At 41.2% G+C, this 20,093-nt stretch carries 14 protein-coding genes, 1 tRNA gene, 1 pseudogene and 1 CRISPR repeat array; of the genes and pseudogenes, 12 read left to right on the top strand and 4 right to left on the bottom strand.

Going from position 1 to position 20,093, the window contains the following annotated elements; translation table 11 throughout:
• Positions 1-343: 343 nt before the first annotated feature.
• Positions 344-865, bottom strand: a complete 522-nt coding sequence (sulA, locus tag ABR397_RS03250) for an SOS-induced cell division inhibitor SulA (RefSeq protein ID WP_350304450.1) — start codon at positions 863-865, stop codon at positions 344-346.
• Positions 866-1,112: 247 nt separating this feature from the next.
• On the opposite strand from sulA, the gene ABR397_RS03245 reads away from it, so the two are divergent.
• On the top strand, positions 1,113-1,715 hold the full coding sequence (locus ABR397_RS03245; RefSeq protein ID WP_350304449.1) for a TfoX/Sxy family DNA transformation protein: 603 nt from the start codon (positions 1,113-1,115) through the stop codon (positions 1,713-1,715).
• Positions 1,716-1,775: 60 nt separating this feature from the next.
• On the opposite strand, the gene yccS is transcribed toward ABR397_RS03245, so the two are convergent.
• Positions 1,776-3,914: a YccS family putative transporter gene (yccS, locus tag ABR397_RS03240; RefSeq protein ID WP_350304448.1), complete on the bottom strand. Its 2,139-nt coding sequence runs from the start codon at positions 3,912-3,914 to the stop codon at positions 1,776-1,778.
• A gap of 119 nt (positions 3,915-4,033) precedes the next feature.
• Between yccS and helD the strand changes: the two genes are divergently transcribed.
• Both helD and ABR397_RS03230 read left to right on the top strand, forming a co-directional pair.
• A complete protein-coding gene (gene helD, locus ABR397_RS03235) occupies positions 4,034-6,088 on the top strand; it encodes a DNA helicase IV (protein WP_350304447.1) in 2,055 nt (684 codons plus the stop codon).
• A 59-nt stretch (positions 6,089-6,147) separates the two neighbouring features.
• Positions 6,148-6,561, top strand: a complete 414-nt coding sequence (locus ABR397_RS03230; protein ID WP_350304446.1) for a CoA-binding protein — start codon at positions 6,148-6,150, stop codon at positions 6,559-6,561.
• A gap of 289 nt (positions 6,562-6,850) precedes the next feature.
• Positions 6,851-7,420: direct repeats of the CRISPR family, unit length 28 nt; unit sequence GTGCACTGCCGTACAGGCAGCTTAGAAA.
• Positions 7,421-7,454: 34 nt separating this feature from the next.
• On the opposite strand, the gene hspQ is transcribed toward ABR397_RS03230, so the two are convergent.
• On the bottom strand, positions 7,455-7,775 hold the full coding sequence (hspQ, locus tag ABR397_RS03225) for a heat shock protein HspQ (RefSeq protein ID WP_021326539.1): 321 nt from the start codon (positions 7,773-7,775) through the stop codon (positions 7,455-7,457).
• A 225-nt stretch (positions 7,776-8,000) separates the two neighbouring features.
• Between hspQ and yccX the strand changes: the two genes are divergently transcribed.
• Positions 8,001-8,279, top strand: coding sequence for an acylphosphatase (gene yccX / locus ABR397_RS03220; protein ID WP_350304445.1), 279 nt, complete (start codon positions 8,001-8,003; stop codon positions 8,277-8,279).
• 12 nt (positions 8,280-8,291) lie between these two features.
• Here yccX and tusE read toward each other — a convergent pair whose 3' ends face one another.
• The gene (gene tusE, locus ABR397_RS03215; RefSeq protein WP_021326537.1) at positions 8,292-8,621 is read right to left on the bottom strand and encodes a sulfurtransferase TusE; all 330 of its coding nucleotides are present in this window, start codon (positions 8,619-8,621) and stop codon (positions 8,292-8,294) included.
• Positions 8,622-8,801: 180 nt separating this feature from the next.
• Between tusE and ABR397_RS03210 the strand changes: the two genes are divergently transcribed.
• The 8 genes and pseudogenes from ABR397_RS03210 (at position 8,802) to csy3 (ending at position 20,085) form a co-directional block, all read left to right on the top strand.
• Positions 8,802-8,889, top strand: a tRNA-Ser gene (locus ABR397_RS03210).
• 471 nt (positions 8,890-9,360) lie between these two features.
• On the top strand, positions 9,361-9,702 hold the full coding sequence (locus ABR397_RS03205) for a bleomycin resistance protein (RefSeq protein ID WP_021323994.1): 342 nt from the start codon (positions 9,361-9,363) through the stop codon (positions 9,700-9,702).
• 272 nt (positions 9,703-9,974) lie between these two features.
• Positions 9,975-10,160 (top strand): annotated as a pseudogene (locus ABR397_RS03200) (GNAT family N-acetyltransferase); the annotation flags it as partial.
• 327 nt (positions 10,161-10,487) lie between these two features.
• The gene (gene cas1f, locus ABR397_RS03195; protein WP_350304464.1) at positions 10,488-11,468 is read left to right on the top strand and encodes a type I-F CRISPR-associated endonuclease Cas1f; all 981 of its coding nucleotides are present in this window, start codon (positions 10,488-10,490) and stop codon (positions 11,466-11,468) included.
• Positions 11,465-14,743, top strand: coding sequence for a type I-F CRISPR-associated helicase Cas3f (cas3f, locus tag ABR397_RS03190; protein ID WP_350304444.1), 3,279 nt, complete (start codon positions 11,465-11,467; stop codon positions 14,741-14,743). The genes cas1f and cas3f overlap by 4 nt, the downstream gene beginning before the upstream one ends.
• A gap of 2,005 nt (positions 14,744-16,748) precedes the next feature.
• Positions 16,749-18,092, top strand: a complete 1,344-nt coding sequence (csy1, locus tag ABR397_RS03185; RefSeq protein ID WP_350304443.1) for a type I-F CRISPR-associated protein Csy1 — start codon at positions 16,749-16,751, stop codon at positions 18,090-18,092.
• A complete protein-coding gene (csy2, locus tag ABR397_RS03180; RefSeq protein ID WP_350304442.1) occupies positions 18,089-19,051 on the top strand; it encodes a type I-F CRISPR-associated protein Csy2 in 963 nt (320 codons plus the stop codon). The genes csy1 and csy2 overlap by 4 nt, the downstream gene beginning before the upstream one ends.
• A gap of 23 nt (positions 19,052-19,074) precedes the next feature.
• Positions 19,075-20,085, top strand: a complete 1,011-nt coding sequence (gene csy3, locus ABR397_RS03175) for a type I-F CRISPR-associated protein Csy3 (protein ID WP_350304441.1) — start codon at positions 19,075-19,077, stop codon at positions 20,083-20,085.
• Positions 20,086-20,093: the final 8 nt, after the last annotated feature.

Here is a 20,093-nt window from a genome sequence, read left to right as displayed (position 1 = left end):
CTGCACTAAATTATATCTACTGAGATAGGCTATTAGCCATATTGATTAAAAAACTCAGTTAAGAATACTGCACTTTCATCAAATCAAATGGACCAAACAATACATAAGGAACCAAGGGCAGTAATCTTTAATGGTGTAAAGTCTACAACGAAGTTAAAAAGTTACAAGTGGCCCTTGATTAATAGCGCAAAAAATTTAAAAGATAATGTATGATTTTTAAAAAAAATTTACTATTCTTTACAACTAATCCCATCTTAATTAATTGATTTTAGATGTGATTAGTGATTTTGAGCCTAAATTGGTTATTTTGTGTCATGAATATCGAGATAATTCCTAATTTTGGTCAATGATAGTAAATGGAATGAATTTTTAGTAAATTTGATTGCGATTCAGTGCCATTGGCTCCTTTATTTACATCTTGTGGGCGTATAATAAAGGCCAATGCATGACCTTTTTGTGCCGCAGACTGTAATCTTACCGTATCTCTTGCTAATAACGTTGGCAACCAGCCAAGAACCACGCTGTAATTACCACTTGCTAACGCTCTTTCCATTGCGTCTACCGTTGTAATGGACTTGATACGATTTAATTGCACAATCTTATCTAAAGGTAATCCGGAGCGAATTAGCCATTGGCGGCTCAGTTTTTTATGAGGGCTAACCCATAGCAACCAGCGGGCTTCATTTCCTGACTGGCGTAACAAAGGTAGCAATATATGATTAATGACAGCTTGGTTATCACTATAAATCAATTCACTCACGATACCACGTCCGGCTGAATTATCTTGCGCAGGTGAAGAGAGTGATAGTCGCTTTTCTGTTAACTGATGTTTAGGAAGGTAAACCCAGGATGATTGAATGCCCATAATGAACCCCGCCACAAGTAACTGTATTAATATACAGTATCTTCATGTCAGGCTAAGATCAAGTCTATTTTTTCAAAGAGCTTCGCAAATATTTACGATAAATGGCTTGAAACTCATTTAACCATTGGCAGGGAAAATTGAATTGCGTATGTTTTCAATTGTTTGTTCCTGTTATTTATTTTTCTAATAGCTGGGGTAAATCTATGGATAAAAGATTTATTTGTACAAAACTCATGGAGTGATCTGTATGTTGTTGTCTGAGGTGCGTTTTACTCAACTCAAAAGTGGTTTTTCTTCATTTGGAAGATTGACAAGGAAGCCACAGTTCGGCGGTTACAGCCTGCTGGCTAACGGGATTATGTTTGCGATTATTGCTGATGGGGAACTATATTTACGGGGAAATGGCCATGCAGAAGTATTATTTAAAGCCAGAGGGATGAAAAACTATATTTACTCGAAAAAGGGAGTGCCGGTAACTTTGCGTTATTACCAGGTTGTTGAATCACTTTGGCAAGATCAAGAGTTACTATCTCAATATGCGTATTTGGCTTATCACTATTCATTAATTGAAATGACGGGTAAAAAGAAGATGCCAACACGTTTGAAAGATTTGCCTAATCTTGGAATGTCTCTTGAACGCCAGTTATGGAAGGTAGGAATATGTAAAGTTGAAGATTTACGGCTGTTAGGTGCGAAAGCCAGTTATTTAAAACTGCATCAATATAAAAGAAAATCTAATGTTAGTTTATTACTTGCTTTGGCTGGTGCAATTGAAGGATGCCATTCAGCCGTTTTACCGGTACAGATTCGTAATGACTTATTACGCTGGCATAAGGAGCTGGCTTGTTAGATCTTTATCGTGAATAGCTAAATAAAAGGGGCAGTTGACTGCCCCAGTATATCAATCTGGTTATGATTGATTAATTTGTTTAATAAGAATGACAATTTCAGGCAACAACCCTATTAATAAACCTGTTTGTTGCAATACCAGCTGTTCTTTACTATCTCTTTTTGCTGGGGTTTGCTCAATTCTTTTCGCTATATTGACAGATATTTGCTCAATTCTATCATCATCTATTAATGCCGGTTTTAATGTTGCATCGACATAACAAATCGCATCATTCATAATATCCAGAATAACTTTGTTATCCAATTTATCCCGGTGTGCCCCCAGCGCAGAGATGTAACTCAGCATGGTGTGATTCAGGCACAGTAGTCGGAATGCTTCTTCTTGGGAAGTTTGATAACTTTTCGGCTCGGCAGACATGTTTGAAATAACCGATGCCAGCTCCGCGTCACTATTGTGAGCATCACGGCGGGCAATTCGGTAGCTCAGGCCATTATCTTTTCCCTGATAATATTGAACTAAAATGGCATCGAGGTAGCGGCAATTGGTGTCCATCGTCCGGCTTATCACTTGTGGTAACTGGTGAAATTTCCAGTCTGGCCAAATGAAATTTACTGCTAACCAGGCGATACCACAGCCAACTAATGTGTCAACAATCCTAGGTAATACGACTTCAAAGCCTTCACCCAGCAAATTGAAGCATAGTAATACCAATAGTGTGATAAACAGGGTCGCGTGCGCATACTGAATATTACGGAAAGCGAAAAACAATACCCCAGAGATAACAATCAGTACCAATTGTCCCTCAATAGATGGCACAAAGTAGAGGATTGGCAGGCCGATTAATACTCCGGCAACGGTACCTATTATTCTCAGTGCCAAACGGCGGCGGGTAGCGCTGTAGTTGGGTTGGCAAACGAACAGACTGGTGAGTAAAATCCAGTACCCGCGTTGTAGATCCAGCAATTGGATCATGGCGTAGCCACTGCACAACAGAACAGACATACGGATCGCATGGCGGAATAAAGCGGATTGTGGTGTCAGATGACGACTGATCCTTAGACGGATATCTCGCCAGCCAGTTAAATGTTCATCAGATAATTGGGTCTCATCTTTTCTTTCTTTGGAAAGATTGTACTGCCCAGAACTAATGCCTGATAATTGCGCATCAATCGCTCGCAGGTTTTTCAGCAGGTTATATAATGCAGTAATTTTGAGATTATGTTTCTGTTGTTCATTGAGTTGTTGCAGGGAACTTTCCAAATAATTAAATGCCCGTTCAATGCGTGGGTTGTGCTGATATTGCTTGTGCCAAAGTATCGACTGAGCAACTTGTTTACAAGCACGGGCTTGCATGGCGAGAAGACGTTGAAACCGGAACAGAACATCGCTATAGCGGAAACTATTCCGCAGTCTTTGGTATTGCACATGAGATGAACTTGCCCGTTCATGAATATCTTGTGCAATAAAGTAATAATGCAGAGTTTGGCGGGTTCCACGCTGGCCGCGATCGCCTTTCAGACGGGTTAGCAAGGAGGTTTTGGCTTGATTTAGTGTGTTCACTAAATTACCGTTTGCCATTGCCGCATTAACGACAGATTGCTGGTATTCTTCTTCTATATCAGGATCAAACAGGTTAGCTTTGGCATCAAGATAAGCTGAAAGTTGCTGATAGCAACGCGCTAGATTGTCCTGTAACGGGCGGATAGGGAACAGTAAATGGCCGGTGAGGGTGAGCAGGTTATACCAGATTGCCCCTGTCAGCAATAATAGCGGTTGCTGATACCATAGTGGGAAAATAGACGCGCCCAGCATGGTATAAATCGCAATCAGTAACGCGCCAAACGCAATAGTTGCATAGCGCTGCCCAAGGGCACCCAGTAAGATAAAGCTACAGGTGGATAACGCCAGCCCGATGGTGAAAAGCCAGGGATAAGGGAACAGTAACTCAATAGAAGCTGATGCGACAAAGAAAGAAATCAGCGTGATCACCAGATTACGTAAACGGCCAATCAGACGGTCATCAAGATCAGCCAGTGCTGCGGCGACAACGCCCAAGGTCAATGGTATGGTTATTTTAGGTTCTTTATCCAGAAACCAAGGCACTAATGTTGTTCCAGTCAGGGCGATCAGGATGCGGACATAATACAGAAGATGACTGTTATAAAGAAAACGGCGCGGACCGGGGGAAACAGTTAGCACAAAATACCTCTGAGGTAATGATAACGGCCATAAATAACCATTATAATAAAAGGTTTATTAGTGATAAAAAACCTTTATAAGACAGAGTTAAACTATTTTTCAGGTATGGCGCTACGATAATGGAACTTAAAGCAACACGAATTGGCCAACGCCTTGCTCAACATCCTTATAACCGGGTGCGTCTGCTGAATGCGGGTATCGAAGTCAGTGGTGAGAAGCATCGATACCTTATCCCATTTAACCAGCTAATTGATATTCAGTGTAGGCGGGGCATTGTCTGGGGTGAGTTGGAGTTTGAACTGCCCGGCGGGCAAGCTATTCGCCTTCATGGCACTGAATGGCGGCAAACTCAGCGTTTTTACCATTATCTGCTTGATGAATGGCAGAAATGGAGCCAGGAAATGAGTGATGTCAGTGCTGATGTACTGGCGGCTCAGGTTAATGAAATCAATAAGATTGAGCAGCAGGATCACTGGTTTAAAAAAGCGGATTTATTTCAGTTACAGCAGCGGATTCAGGCAGCATTTCAGGCTTTACCGTTGCCATTACAGCGTCTGGAGCAATTTGATAATTGCCGGGACGGGTATCGAATTTGTTTGCGCTGGCTTGAGAATGGTGAAAAGGCTGTTGAAAAGATCAATCTGCAATGGACAGAACGTATATTGGAACAACACTGTGACTTTTTTCAGCGGATAGAAACATCTCCTTTCAACCTTTCTCAGAGCCTGGCGGTTGTGAATAGTGAAAGTTCAGTGCTGGTTCTTGCTGGTGCGGGTAGTGGAAAAACATCTGTGCTGGTGGCGAGAGCGGGGTGGTTGTTGCTTCGTCAACAGGCAATTTCTGAACAAATATTACTGTTAGCGTTTGGTAATCAGGCAGCCGATGAAATGAACGAACGGATTCAGATTCGTCTTGGTGTGAAAGATATCAAAGCGAAAACGTTTCATGCTCTGGCGCTGTATATCATTCAACAAGAAAGTAATAAAGCGCTTAAAATCAGCATATTAGAAACTGACGAACAAAAAAGAAGAGATTTTCTGATTAAACACTGGCAACAGCAATGCAGTGAGAAAAAAGCACAAGCTAAGGGGTGGAGGGAATGGCTGACCGAGGAGCTGAAATGGCAAGTGCCGGAAGGTGAATTTTGGTGTGATGAACAGCTTGCTAACCGTTTGTCAGGCCGGCTTGAGTGCTGGCTGAGTTTAATGCGCATGCACGGTGGCAGCCAGAAGGCTATGACAGAGCAGGCTCAGGAAGAGTATCTGGATCAGTTTCAAAAATGCATTCGCTTGATGGGGCCTTTACTAAAAGCGTGGAAATCTGAATTGAAAACAGAAGGCGCTGTTGATTACTCAGGGTTGATTCATCAGGCAGTGAATATTCTGGAGAAAGGGCGATTTATCAGCCCGTGGAAGCATATTCTGGTCGATGAATTTCAGGATATTTCACCATTAAGGGCTAAATTGCTCGCTGCATTGCGGGCGCAAAACAGCCAAAGTTGCTTGTTTGCTGTAGGGGACGACTGGCAGGCAATTTATCGTTTCAGTGGCGCGGAGTTAATGTTGACTACTGCATTTGCTGATTATTTTGGCAAAGGCACTGAATGTGTACTGGATACCTCTTATCGATTTAATGATCGGATTGGTGAAGTTGCTAATGTATTTGTGCAACAAAACCCAAATCAATTGAGGAAGCAACTAAACAGTTTGACTAAAGGTAACAAAAAGTCTGTTGTCATCCTGCCAGAAGATCAGCTTGAACCTTTATTGAATAAAATGAGTGGTTATGTCACCGAACAGGAAACAATTTTATTGCTGGCACGTTATCACCACTTGCAACCTGAACTACTAAGAAAAGCAGCGACTCGCTGGCCTAAGCTTAAAATAGAGTTTATGACTATCCATGCTTCGAAAGGACAACAAGCGGATTATGTGATTATTCTTGGATTGCATCAGGGGAAAGATGGTTTTCCTGCACCGGCAAGGGAATCAGTGATGGAGCTGGTTTTATTGCCACAACCGGAGGAATTTCCTGATGCGGAAGAACGCCGTCTTTTGTATGTTGCATTAACCCGGGCGAAAAAGCAGGTTTGGTTGATGCAGGACAAGAAAAATCCATCTATATTTGTGCATCAACTAGAACGATTAAATGTACCTGTTCAGCGTAAGCCTTAAAGTATTGCTTTGGCTGAATAAACAAAATGAAAATACTGGATTTTGTTAAGGAGTAATAAATGAGTGATCAGCAAATTGCGGACATATTGAGACGAGTGAAAACTATTGCGTTGGTAGGGGCCAGTGAGAAAATTGATCGTCCAAGTTATAAAGTTATGGCTTATTTATTGGAACAAGACTATCAGGTTATTCCTGTCAACTTGAAACTTGCCGGACAAACATTGCTTGGGCAACACGTTTATGGGCAATTAGCTGATATTCCTCAGCTTGTTGATATGATAGATGTATTCCGCAATGCTGAAGCTGCATATGGAATCGCTCAAGAAGCTATAGATATCAAAGCAAAAGTGCTCTGGCTGCAACTTGGTGTTATTAACGAACAAGCGAAAAAGTTGGCGGAGGAAGCAGGTCTGGAAGTTGTTATGGATCACTGTCCGAAAATTGAAATCCCAAGATTAGGGTTAGAAAAGTAATATCTTTTCGGTTTACCTCTGTTCGGTTGTTCATCAATGAGTGAAAGGAATTTGGCGCTGATGTCTAAGTTGCACGAATTTAAGGCGCTAGATGGCAAAATGGCGCTTGGGTTCCAAATATTGCTATAAGATACCGTATTTCTACGGACCCTAATGTTGACCCTTTTTTATCGCCAATCAATAACATTTTGATTTTAAAGTAAAATAAATTAGCCCTTATAAAAAGGGTTTTTTCATTTTTTATAACTATACTCTTTGATAGTCAGCAGGTTAGAGGTAATATGCAACAGTGCACTGCCGTACAGGCAGCTTAGAAATTGGAATTAATAAATGTGAATGTCACTTCGGCGTGCACTGCCGTACAGGCAGCTTAGAAATACAGCAGAGAAAGATGATTGGGATAAAAGGCGTGCACTGCCGTACAGGCAGCTTAGAAACAATTAAAACTCACCTCTACTTATTTTAATTAGTGCACTGCCGTACAGGCAGCTTAGAAAATGAGCTATTAGAATAAATAAAGGGGGTTAGATGTGCACTGCCGTACAGGCAGCTTAGAAAGACCAATTGCCAAACATAATTAATCCTCTACAAGTGCACTGCCGTACAGGCAGCTTAGAAAGTATGGAGATTGAGATAGCCAAAATTGCCACAGTGCACTGCCGTACAGGCAGCTTAGAAATACAGGGGGAGTAGAGCCCGCCGGAGCGACATGTGCACTGCCGTACAGGCAGCTTAGAAATGGACCGTTGCTTCTTCTGCATAGCCTACAATGTGCACTGCCGTACAGGCAGCTTAGAAATTAAGTGACTCAAGAGTTAACTCATCTCTTTTGTGCACTGCCGTACAGGCAGTTTAAAAACCCAGTAACTGCCTTTCGAGGAATATAATATAGATTAATTGCGCAGTCGTGGGGCCAGTAACTGATTACGGATGGATTCTGCTAACTCATCTAGGGAAGGTTGTTCTGGATGGTCATCGGATGCTTCATAGGATAATTGTGCTTCGGCTAAATAAGTATGTACAGGCTGGCCGTCGTCATCTTCCATCACAACATGATACCAGGGAGCAGAACGCAAGGCTGCATTGGATGCAATGTCATCTTCTTGGGGTTGTTCCAGAGAATATTCCACATCAATATCTACGATAACGCCCAAATAACCCAGAAGCTTGTGACGTACTTGTTGGCCGAGACCGAATTTGCTGGCAATAATCATAGCCACCTCCCAAAAAACCTTGCATTGATACGAATATGAGGGCAATAAGGTGAATTACAAGAGCATACCCGGTAGTTGAAGTCATTTTCTTGCTTTAATAATTGCGAGAGCGACTTCACCTAATTTCAGGTTAGCTGTAGTAAATATAAAACACAACCGAGAATGGCGTGCTTAACTATATATGTGAGCGATACCGCAAGGTGACTGGATAGATAGGGGGTCATTATGATGAAATATGGGTTAACCATTTATGTTTATGGTCGGGTCCAAGGGGTTGGATTTCGTTATCAAACTTTTCGTTGGGCTAAATCCAATAAGCTGACAGGCTACGTCTGTAATTTGCATGATGGTAGTGTCGAAATTGTCGCTTATGGTGAAAGTGAGCAACTGGATAAATTAACTCGTTGGTTGGAACAGGGTGGGCCACCGGGGGCGCGGATCGATAGTTTTTCGTCTCAGTCCTGCGTAGTGGAGAATGTGGCAGACTTTAACGTCCGCCACTGAGCCAGATTGTTATCAGATACATTTTACCGGTTTTGGTAGCCCGGCAATTTTAGTTGCCTGTTTTGCTGGCCCTTTGGGAAACAGGCGATAAAGATAGCGGCTGTTGCCTTTTTCTTCTCCATACTTTTGTGCAATTGCTTTTACCAGCATGCGGATAGCTGGGGATGTATTAAATTCTTCATAAAATCCCCGGACAAAACGAATGACTTCCCAATGTTGCTCACTTAAATCAATATTTTCTTGTTCGGCGAGTAATGAAGCCATTGCTTCCTGCCAATCACTGCTATTTTTCAGATAACCTTGTGCATCGGTTTCGATCTCACGACCTTCGAATACCAACATAATCGTTTAACCATCAAAAAAAGATGATAGTAATTTAGCAAAAAACACTTTTATACCCAAGGATAGTCTATATATGCGGAGAAAATAAGCCAATAACAGTGAAAAAGAGTAAATTTACGGCAATCGAACAAGAGAGGGCTTTACATCTGTCTTAGTGCTGTTTATAGTGCACGCCATTGCGGAGGGGTGGCCGAGCGGCTTAAGGCAGCGGTCTTGAAAACCGCCGATGGGAAACCATCCGAGAGTTCGAATCTCTCCTCCTCCGCCACTTCTTTCTAACTTTATGTTTATAAACAATTTTTCTAAGATTCACACCTTACTGTCACACATGAGTGTACCACATCGTTCCAACGGTGCTGGAGAATTCATTCGTATGTGTACTCATCTTTATCGTCGTGGGCTAGTGCATTATTTCCTCGTTCCAGTGATTGCAAAGTTTACGATAGAAGTCTACGAGAACATAAAAATCTGTGGGGCACTCTGCTCAGTTAGCGATAGAATGAGCAGTTAAACGTGCTTATCAGAGGGTTGCGTAAGTTAGCCAATTGCCACTCTTCTCAGAAACCCGAGTTGTCGAACTATTTCATTCAGTTTTCACCAGACACATGCCCCACAGATTTTTATGCTCTCCAGATACGAACAACGCAGCCCGGTGATTGTGAGCCAATTACCGGTCAGTGAATGGTATGTATGACTGTATGAGCGTTTAAAAATTATATATAAATAAAAGGGAAAATGTATGAGCGATTGGGAGGCTGTCCCTGTATTGGCTGCATTGGATCTAGATGAATTAGTTGACTTTTACACAAGTAAACTTGGGTTCCATTGCGACAATTTTGTTCCTAATGAATATGCGATAATTAGCAGAGGGGAAGCTGAAATCCATTTTTGGGCATGTAACGATAAGTACATTGCAGAGAACACTTCTTGCTATATTTTCGTGAAAGATATCCAAAGTGTGTTTCAAGAACTACAAGCGCAGACTGAAGTCTCTCCGCTTGCGGAAACTCCATGGGGCATGTTGGAGTTCCACCTAATTGATCCAAGTGGAAATTTACTTAAGTTTGGGCAGCCAGTTTAGCTGTTTAACGTTGAAAAGAAGGAAAATAGAAATTGCTATAAAGGTCAAGCAACTAAGTAGCGCAAGCAACACTGAGTAGAGTAAAAAAGAAAGGCATGCTGATGAAAAGGAGGGCGGAGAATCATTCATAGAGTGGTTGAAACTTCATCGGGAAAATAACAATGGAAATCAAAAAGAAGAAGCTCTGTCCCCTGTTACAAGTTCTCAGTTAAGGCTGTGATATCTGAGTCAGATAAGCGACACCCATTCTATTGCCTACATGATAATGTAAGCTCGGCGCGAGCCGCACATTTGTTATTTGCAAGGAAGGCACAAAAGACGTTATCGGTTATTATTGCCTAAGCGCCAGTTCAATTCATCATATTGAATCTACACCATCGCTTAAACGCAATATGTCAGATCCTATCCCTGTAGTGCTTCTCGGCCGTCTGGCTGTCGATGTGGAATATCAGGGGAAGAAGCAAAGTTTTGAGGTTTGTACATATGAAAAGTGATCCCAATAACAATTGCTATTTTCATCACAAAGTGGATATTTATCACAGAGATAAATTTGTTTAACTTTACGTTCTCCAAATGAGTGAGTTTCCATTGAAGTGACTCGTTGCATAGTCTGAATAACTTTTTGGTCTTGGCGGTAAGATTCCTCTTCATATTCTGCAATAGGTGAGGGTAATTCACCTGTAGTTGCGAGACATTTTCATATAACTTTTGGGGTTGTCCTAGATAAGTAATTTGATCTAGGATATCCAAATGAGAAAAAATCGGATTAGGTGATTCTTACAATGATGGATAACAACTTCTCTCCGAGTGATCTTAAAACGATTTTGCATTCCAAACGCTCGAATATTTATTATCTGCAATATTGTCGGGTATTAGTGAATGGTGGCCGTGTTGAATATGTCACTGATGAGGGAAAGCAATCACTGTATTGGAATATCCCAATCGCCAATACCACCGTTATTATGTTGGGAACGGGGACCTCTATTACTCAGGCAGCAATGCGTGAATTCGCCAGAGCGGGTGTTTTAGTCGGTTTTTGTGGCGGCGGCGGAACACCGCTGTTCGCGGCTAACGATGTTGAGGTTGATGTGTCCTGGCTAACGCCACAAAGTGAATATCGCCCTACTGAGTATTTACAAGCTTGGGTGAGTTTCTGGTTTGATGATGAAAAACGATTAGCAGCAGCGATTGCTTTTCAGAAAGTTCGCATTGCACAAATCCGTGAACATTGGCTGAGTAGTCGAATGCTTCGGGACAGCTCTTTTATGCTTAATCGTGAGCGTCTATTGTCATTACTCACCCGTTATGAGCAGAACCTTGAAAATTGTCGCAATAATCAGGAGTTAATGGCGCAAGAAGCTGTGATGACTAAGGCATTATATAAGCTGGCAGCGGAGGCAGTAAGCTATGGCGATTTTCTCCGGGCAAAACGGGGTGGTGGTGTAGATTTAGCAAACCGTTTTCTCGATCACGGTAATTATCTGGCTTACGGATTAGCGGCTGTGGCGACTTGGGTAATTGGTTTACCGCACGGTCTGGCTGTGTTGCATGGAAAAACCCGTCGTGGTGGTTTGGTTTTCGATGTGGCTGATCTGATTAAAGATGCGTTGGTATTGCCGCAAGCATTTATCGCGGCAATGGCTGGAGAAGATGAACAGGAGTTTCGTCAACGTTGCATCAGTGGATTTCAAAAATCTGATGCATTGGACACGATGATTGATGCACTGCAAACAACCGCCCAGCAACTGAGCCAGGTAGCACGATGAATATTCTTTTAATATCCCAATGCAATAAACGAGCGTTAACTGAAACCCGCCGAATATTGGATCAATTTGCTGAACGAAAAGGTGATCGAACCTGGCAGACGGCAATTACATTAGAAGGTTTAAATACTTTACGTAAGTTATTGCGTAAAACAGCGCGCCGTAATACCGCAGTTGCCTGTCATTGGATAAAGAGTGGAAACCAAACTGAATTGTTATGGATCATCGGAAATTTACGGCGCTTTAACCCGCGAGGAATTGTACCTACTAATACGACACAACGTGATGTGCTGAAAAGTCAGGATGAAAATCATTGGCACAGTGTTGAAGCCATCAGCTTATTGGCCGCTATCGCCGGGCTATTTCATGATTTTGGTAAAGCTAATGCGTTGTTCCAGCAAGGTTTACAGGGAGATGGGCAGTTTCAACCGTACCGACATGAGTGGGTATCTTTGCGGCTGTTTCAGGCATGTGTTGCGGAACAAAATGATAGGGAGTGGCTAACCTCGTTAAGTCAGATAGATGCTGGTGATGAGGATAACGTTCTCTCCCGCTTGATTAAGGATGGTATTGATCCCTATGTAAACCCTTTTATTAACTTACCGCCATTAGCAACCACTGTCGCCTGGCTGATCCTCTCGCATCATCGTCTTCCCGTTTATCCTCGTTATAATAAGCGATACACCAGTGAACCACAGTTAGAAAGTATTAAGAGTTGGCTGACCAAACAGTTGGAGTCATCATGGAACTCAGTCAACATGACGGCTAAAAATTGGAGTCATCAGGATAAACGTGATGTCTGGACATTCCTAAATGGTACACCTATCCGCAGTCAGACTTGGCGCCAGAAAGCACAGAAATTTGCGAACAGAGCGCTGCAATCAACATCATTATTGCAATATGGCGATTTGAACCAGCGTTTCACCAGCCATATGTCCCGATTAGTCTTAATGCTGGCCGATCATCATTATTCATCATTACCTGCAACCCTTGGTTGGCAAGATATTAACTATGGCGCATTTGCCAATACCGATAGAACCACCGGAAAGTGTAAACAACGGTTAGACGAACACAATATTGGTGTTGGGCAGAATGCTTTGCTACTGGGGCGAAGCTTGCCGCATCTTCGTAAAACGTTACCCGCGATTACCCGTCATGAAGGATTTAAGCAACGCAGCAAAGATGAAAAATACCGCTGGCAGGATCAGGCGTTCGATGCCGCATGTGCCTTACGCGAACGTTCAGCAGAACAGGGCTTTTTTGGTGTTAACATGGCTTCCACGGGTTGCGGTAAAACCTTTGCCAATGCACGGATTATGTATGGGCTAGCTGATGAAAAACAGGGATGCCGTTTTTCTGTCGCTTTAGGGTTACGGACGCTAACGCTGCAAACCGGTGATGCGTTACGTAAGAAACTGCATCTGGAAGAAGATGACTTGGCGGTACTGATTGGTTCGCAGGCAGTAAAAGAGTTACATCAGCTTCGTCATAAAGGGCCTGAGCTTGATACCGGCAGTGTATCTGCTGAAGCACTATTTGCTGAACACCAGTATGTCAGCTATGACGGTAGCTTGGATGATGGTCGCCTAAGCCACTGGCTGAGTAAAGATAATAAACTGAATAAACTGCTCAGTGCCCCTGTGCTGGTGGCGACCATCGATCATTTAATTCCGGTTACTGAAGGCATTCGTGGCGGGAAGCAAATTGCACCTATGTTGAGATTACTCACTTCTGATCTGGTGTTGGATGAACCGGATGATTTTGATATCAACGACTTACCGGCTTTATGCCGATTAGTGAACTGGGCAGGACTCTTGGGTTCGCGGGTATTGCTTTCATCGGCCACATTGCCGCCGGCGTTAATTCAGGCGTTATTCAACGCTTATCGGGCTGGACGTCAGGATTACCAATTAGCATGTGGTCGTCCAGGCGCACCGGTGAATATCTGTTGTGCTTGGTTTGATGAATATAATGTGGCGCAACGGGATGTTGCCAATGCGCAACAGTTTAAAGATCAGCATGAAGCTTTTGTCGTTAAGCGCGTTGGCTGTTTAGAAAAAAAGGTGCCATTACGTAAAGCTGAATTAGTGCCGATAACGGCTGAAAAGCATAAAGACGAGGTTGTGATCCAAGCCATGGCAAAGGTGATGCATCACTCCATGTTGAGATTACGTAAGGAACACCATCAAATCCACCCATCGGGTAAAACCGTTTCTATCGGTTTGATTCGCATGGCAAACATCGATCCACTCGTTGCCGTAACACAGCGGTTATTGCAGATACCGTCTTCTAAAAATGTACATATCCATTACTGTGTCTATCACAGTCAGCATCCACTGGCGATACGTTCCCATCTTGAACATCGGTTGGATTCCACATTAACGCGTTACGATGAAAAGGCGTTGTGGCAGGTGGCAGAAATCCGTAAGGCATTGGAGGAGATGCCGGAAAAGCATCATATTTTTGTGGTATTGGCGACTGCTGTAGCAGAGGTTGGTAGAGACCATGATTATGACTGGAGTATTGCTGAACCGAGTTCAATGCGCTCGCTGATACAACTTGCCGGACGTATTCAACGCCATCGGCAAAAAGAGCCAAAGATACCCAATCTGCATATTCTGATGAAAAACTATAAGGCACTTAAAGCGACTGATTTAGAACATCCAGTGTATTGCCGGCCAGGATTTGAGTCGAAAGATTACCTCCTTGCCAGCCATGATTTAGGCGAGTTATTAGAACATGACCAATATGAGCTAATCAGTGCATTACCAAGAATAAAGAAACGCGATAATGCTGGAGAGCGTTCACCTTTTGAAAATTTGGTCGATCTTGAACATCAACGTTTGTGGGAAGAACTTCAAGGTGATCCTAATGATGATTATCGTTACTGTGCTGCTTTCTGGTGGCGTGAACAGGCTTCATGGTGTGCGGAATTACAGTGTCATAAACCGTTTCGTCAGTCTGAGCCCGATGAGTTGCATTATCTATGGCTTGAAGAAGAGGGTGAAAAAGCGAAGTTTATGGCTCTGGACAGCGGCCCGGCAGGAATAAAAGCAAATGGAGTTTTTGATTATGTATCGGAATTATCGTTTGCGCCGGGGGTGAGTAGCTGGATTGAACTTGATACGGAGACGATTTATCAACATTTGGCTGATACTTATGAGATAGAGTTAAAGGATGTTAGTTTACGTTTTGGTGAGATCTGTCTTAGGGAAAAAGATGACGGAGAAGCATGGTGTTATCATCCGTTTTTAGGGGTGTTTGGTGAAATTGGCTGAACAATATGCGGTATTTTTAAAATCTGGTAAAGAAGGATAAGTGTATTATGAAAGAAACAGGTAAAAACTTTAATCATCAAAGGTAAAAACCGTGATTAAGGTTTTTTTAAAACGAGTTTTAAATCGATTAACCAGGAGGCAAAGTTAACCTAATAACAAAAATATGAGATTATATTAAAACATTTAATGGGGTTAATCGCATAGTGAAAAAATAACGTTTAACCGTATTAAAAACGATTAAAACAATGGGTTTTGATTTTAATTCTATGGATATATCTTTTTAACCTCTCTGGTTTTAAACCTAAAAATAAAATGCCGGAAAAAGAGAAAACCTAAATATCGGTTTAATGAGAATAGTAAAGTTTAAATACGAGGCAGGAAACCGAAAAATGATTAGATTTAAAAAACTGTTCAATAGAAACCCTTCGTTTTTGGCGATTGTAATCACCTTTTTATCGGTGATTAACTCAGATATCTGTTAAATAAGAGTAAAGAAATAGATCCCCATTAATACCCGATTTTAAAAAAAGACGACGTGACTGAAAACAGCTTACTTTCTTTTACGTTTAATTAATTTATCGGCGATGTTATTCTACGTTTATTTATACTAGCTTGATCATTTAAAATCGTGAATATAAAGAAATCAACGCTTTTATATAACAGGCGGATTTAACTTAATAAATAAACTTTTCAGATGGGTAGTAAATTGTGTTTAATCTAATCCAATTAAATATTAAAAGAAAGTTGAAAAGAAATTGGCACGAAGAGAAAGGGTTAATATTAAAGTTTTTTCTCGCTGTTATTTTATGAAACAAGCCATAAAAACAATGTAATAAAAAAATAGTAAAACGGTTAATTTGGCAGGATTTAGACTCGGAAAGAACGGGGTGATTATCTGAAAAAACATAAAGGAGTCTCTTTAATATCATCAGGCTATTTACCGGCTGATTTATGAAGAGAAAACAGAGGATAATGACTTGTTAAAACCGCTCATGATTGCCAGTAAAATAGCGTCAGTAAAGATAAAAAGCAGATATGATTAACGAGGGTTAAACATAAAACACGATGTCCCATGATGATTAAACTTAATAAAAAATAGGGATTAAAAGTGGTAAAAGAAAGGTTAAAACCTTATACCGATTAAAACCAGAGGTTAAGAAAATGACTTTTAATAACAGTTTAAAACTTGCTTGTTTGTTATAAAACCATCAGCAAAAAATGATAAATAAAAATTGGTTTTATCCAGGCTCATATCCCTTTGAAAGAAGGATAAATAAGAATAATAAGAATATGAATAGTTTAATCAGACAATCTATTTTACAAAAAGGACCGGTTTTAATAACGTTTTCAACTGGCAATAAATTTTTTCATAAATCAGTTAAATAATCTATTATAAGAAAGTTTTCAAATGAATTTATAGAATACAATACTTTCAATACGCCAGATTAAACTTGATTTTACACTATTTTAATCAATCGTTACTTTTCAAACCATTTTCGCGATCTTTTAATGCCTAAATACTCATTCAACTCTTTTTTTAAATGGTTTTTTTAGTAACCTGACAATTAAATGTTGGGACTAAACACCTAAAACCCAATTTGGTGATATGTTGTTAAGTACGATACAACGTAGTTATCCAGCAACGGAGAAATATCAAATGACCACTAAAATTGACACTGAAATTCGTAGGGTAACTCCAGAAGGACATAATATATTTTCCTTCGAAAATATTTATATTAAATGTTATTTTTCACCGAAGTTGGGAGTCAATACAAAGATTCAGTGGAAGGATGGTATTGCATTCTTTTAACAATAAGTTGAACTCTTAAAGAAATAAACTATCTTATAAATAACCATTGATGATTGGATGTCTTGATACTTTGCTTCTCATGGGATGATAGTCAGGGTTGAAGATATTTATTGGTTGATGATGTACCAATGCATTTTTTTGCGCTAAATTTAACGGGCACTTGGGTAATCATTTTGATAAGGTAGGTAAAAGCCTATGAATGAAAATGGATTGAGTCGATTTATTATCGATTATATCGAAAGTCGTAAGCAGTCAAAGCTGGAGGCCTTTGATAAAGAGGCTGAAAAGAAACTGGCAAAACTAATTTCTGTGGAGGATATTACGCTGGTTAAACAAGAGCTAGCTGAACAGCGCAAGGAATTGGAAAAGCACTATGAAGTTAGAAATTGGCTGGATGATGCCGCAAATCGGGCAAAACAAATTAGCTTGGTAACGCATGCTTTGAAATTTACTCATAGCGATGCAAAAGGCAGTAGTATTTTTGCAACATCAGTAAGCGGAAAAGAAAATATTGAGTATCTTTCTATTACCACTTTGAATAAACCTGCAATAGATGCTGTAGGAAATGCTGCGGCTCTTGATGTTGCAAAATTATTGCAAACAGAATACCAGAAAGATTCATTGATAGAGTGTCTGAATCGGAAGGATTATACGGCACTGGCTGAACTGGCGGAAGACGAGCAACAACTTGAGAGGTGGATTAACGGATTCCGACAAGTTTTGTCAGATGAAACACTTTCTTCACATAAACTGGCAAAACAACTCTATTTCCCCGTCAGCCCCGGTGAATATCATGTATTAAGCCCGCTTTTTTCTTCATCGTTGGCGAATGCAATACATCAGCATATTATCGAAGCCCGTTTTGGTGAGTCATCTAAAGATATTAATAAGGCGAAGAAAGAAGAATACTGGCATCCTGAAGCCAGAGTTATCTATCCTAATACTGCTATACAGAATATAGGTGGAACTAAACCACAAAATATCTCTTATCTTAATAGCATACGAGGTGGACGAACTTGGCTTTTATCTTGCTCTGCCCCCAACTGGCAAAGTAGCACTAAGCTTCCGAAACGGCACGGATCTATTTTTGAACAGCGTAGTCAGTTCGCTCTGTTGTCCTATGCCACTGTCAGGTTGATGCGGCAATTTCTATTTAGTGCACAGAAATGTACGGAAGAAACTCGGCGAAGTCGTCAGGCATATGTTGAAGAAATTATTGATATTTTATTTAACTATGTTGCTAGTGTACAGAATCAGGTTGAGCTTAAAGGCTGGAGTGCCAGTGATGATTGTGAGTTAAAACGTGCTCAACAGCTTTGGCTTGATCCTTATCGTTGCCAACTGGATAAAGAATTCCGATTTGAACGTGAAGGTGGCGACTGGAAAAAAGAAATAGCCGCAGATTTTAGTTACTGGTTGAACCAGAGTTTGAAGCATGAACGATTAGAAATGGAATTACCTGAACGTCGTGAGTGGGCCTCTGTGTTTAAAGAACGGTTACGTGAATTTGAGGATGAATTACCGGAGGTGATGCCATGAGTTATCTAATTGTTTTGCGCCATATTAAAGTGGAAAACGCGAATGCAATTGCAGGTTTAACCTATGGTTTTCCAGCAATCACCCATTTTCTTGGGTTTACTCATGCACTTTCACGTAAATTACAGCAGAGCCATGATTTAAGACTAGAAAATTGCGGCGTTATTTGTCATAACCACCAATTACATGCTTATCAATCTGATCCGATTAGGGATAAAGTTTTTGCATTAACCCGAAACCCGTTAACTAAAGAAGCAAAAACGGCGGCATTTAATGAAGAAGGCCGTATGCATATGACGGTTTCTTTATTAATTGAATGCCTTGGTGAAATTGAAAATGGTGACGAAGGCGCTAGAAATTTAGAAAAGTATTTATGGGAGATTTGCCAAACTCAGAGATTAGCTGGTGGTACAATCACTGAAATTGCTAAAGTAAATGTTATTGCTTTTCCGCAGCGAGAACAGGAAACCCGTAAATTAATGCGTCGCCTGTTGCCGGGGTTTGTTTTGTTGGATCGTTCAGAATTATTAGCCAATCACTACGATGCATTAAAGCAAAGTAACCCACAGGCAGAAATGATCGACGCCTGGCTTGATTTTTCCGCTATTAAAATGCGGGCTATTCCTAAGCAGGAAGATAAGCAACCTGAAATTGGCGACCCGGCACATTGGGAATATGTTCCCAAACCCGGTTCTGGATATTTAGTCCCTTTGATGACAGGTTATCAGGCTATATCGCCGTTATATCCCGCAGGGAAAGTAGAAAAAACCCGTGATCCTAATACGCCATTTTGTTTTGTTGAAGCAATTTATGGGGTAGGCGAGTGGAGAAGTCCGCACCGTATTAATGATATTCGCCAGTTACTTTGGTGTCATCATTACCAAGAGGGTATCTACCGATGCTGCAATCAGCAGGCTGTCGTCCGTCAATCTAAACCCAATAAAAAAGTAAGAATCGACTGATTAATTTAAAAAAGGATATTCATATGTCTAAATCAACCATTAAAACGGCTTCTGTACTGGCGTTTGAACGTAAACTTTCTAATTCTGATGCGATAATGTTTGCTGGAAATTGGGAACAGATCAGTAGCGAATGGAAGCCTATTGCTATTCAGGAAAAAGCAGTCAGAGGTACGATTTCTAACCGCTTGAAAAATGCGTTGACGAGTGATCCCGCTAAACTGGATGCGGAAATTCAAAAAGCAAACCTGCAACGTGTCGATGTTGCCGCATTGCCTTTTGATGCCGATACATTGAAAGTGAGCTTCACATTACGGGTTTTAGGAAATCTTTCAACGCCATCGGTATGTAACGATCAGGATTATCAGGCTGAACTGGCAAACGTGATTAACGGCTATATTGCTGAACACGGTTTTAAAACACTTGCTGCCCGTTATGCAGAGAATCTGGCTAATGGACGGTTTTTGTGGCGTAACCGGGTTGGCGCAGAAGAAATTAAGGTTCGTGTGAAGGGTAAAAGTGGCGAATGGTGGATCTTTAACAGCGAAGATTTTAGTTTACGTGCATTCGGTAAAGCAGAAGGTAACTTGGCTAAACTTGCTGCCGAAATTGAGGAAGGGTTGGCGGGTAGTGGATCAACATTCTTCAACGTTGAAGCGTTTGTTCGCTTGGGCTGTGGTCAGGAAGTTTTCCCTTCTCAAGAGTTAGTTCTCGACAGCAACAGTAAAAAAAGCAAAGTGTTGTATCAGGTCAACGAAATTGCTGCGTTGCACTCACAGAAAGTAGGTAATGCGTTGCGCACTATTGATACTTGGTATCCTGATGCATCTGAGTTGGCTCTTGGCCCAATTGCTGTTGAACCCTATGGTTCAGTAACCAGCCGGGGTAAAGCTTATCGTCAGCCTAAAGTAAAAAAGGATTTCTATACTCTGCTGGATAACTGGGTTGTCAAAGGAAAAGCGCCAGAAGTAGAGCAACAACACTACGTTATGGCGATTCTGATTCGTGGTGGTGTTTTTGGTGAAAAAGGTGAATAAGGGGATAC

The sequence above is a fragment of the Photorhabdus viridis genome, from assembly GCF_040256935.1.
Taxonomy (GTDB): domain Bacteria; phylum Pseudomonadota; class Gammaproteobacteria; order Enterobacterales; family Enterobacteriaceae; genus Photorhabdus; species Photorhabdus viridis.
Note: the sequence above shows the minus strand (reverse complement) of the source record. Positions and strands in the feature narration are given on the sequence as shown.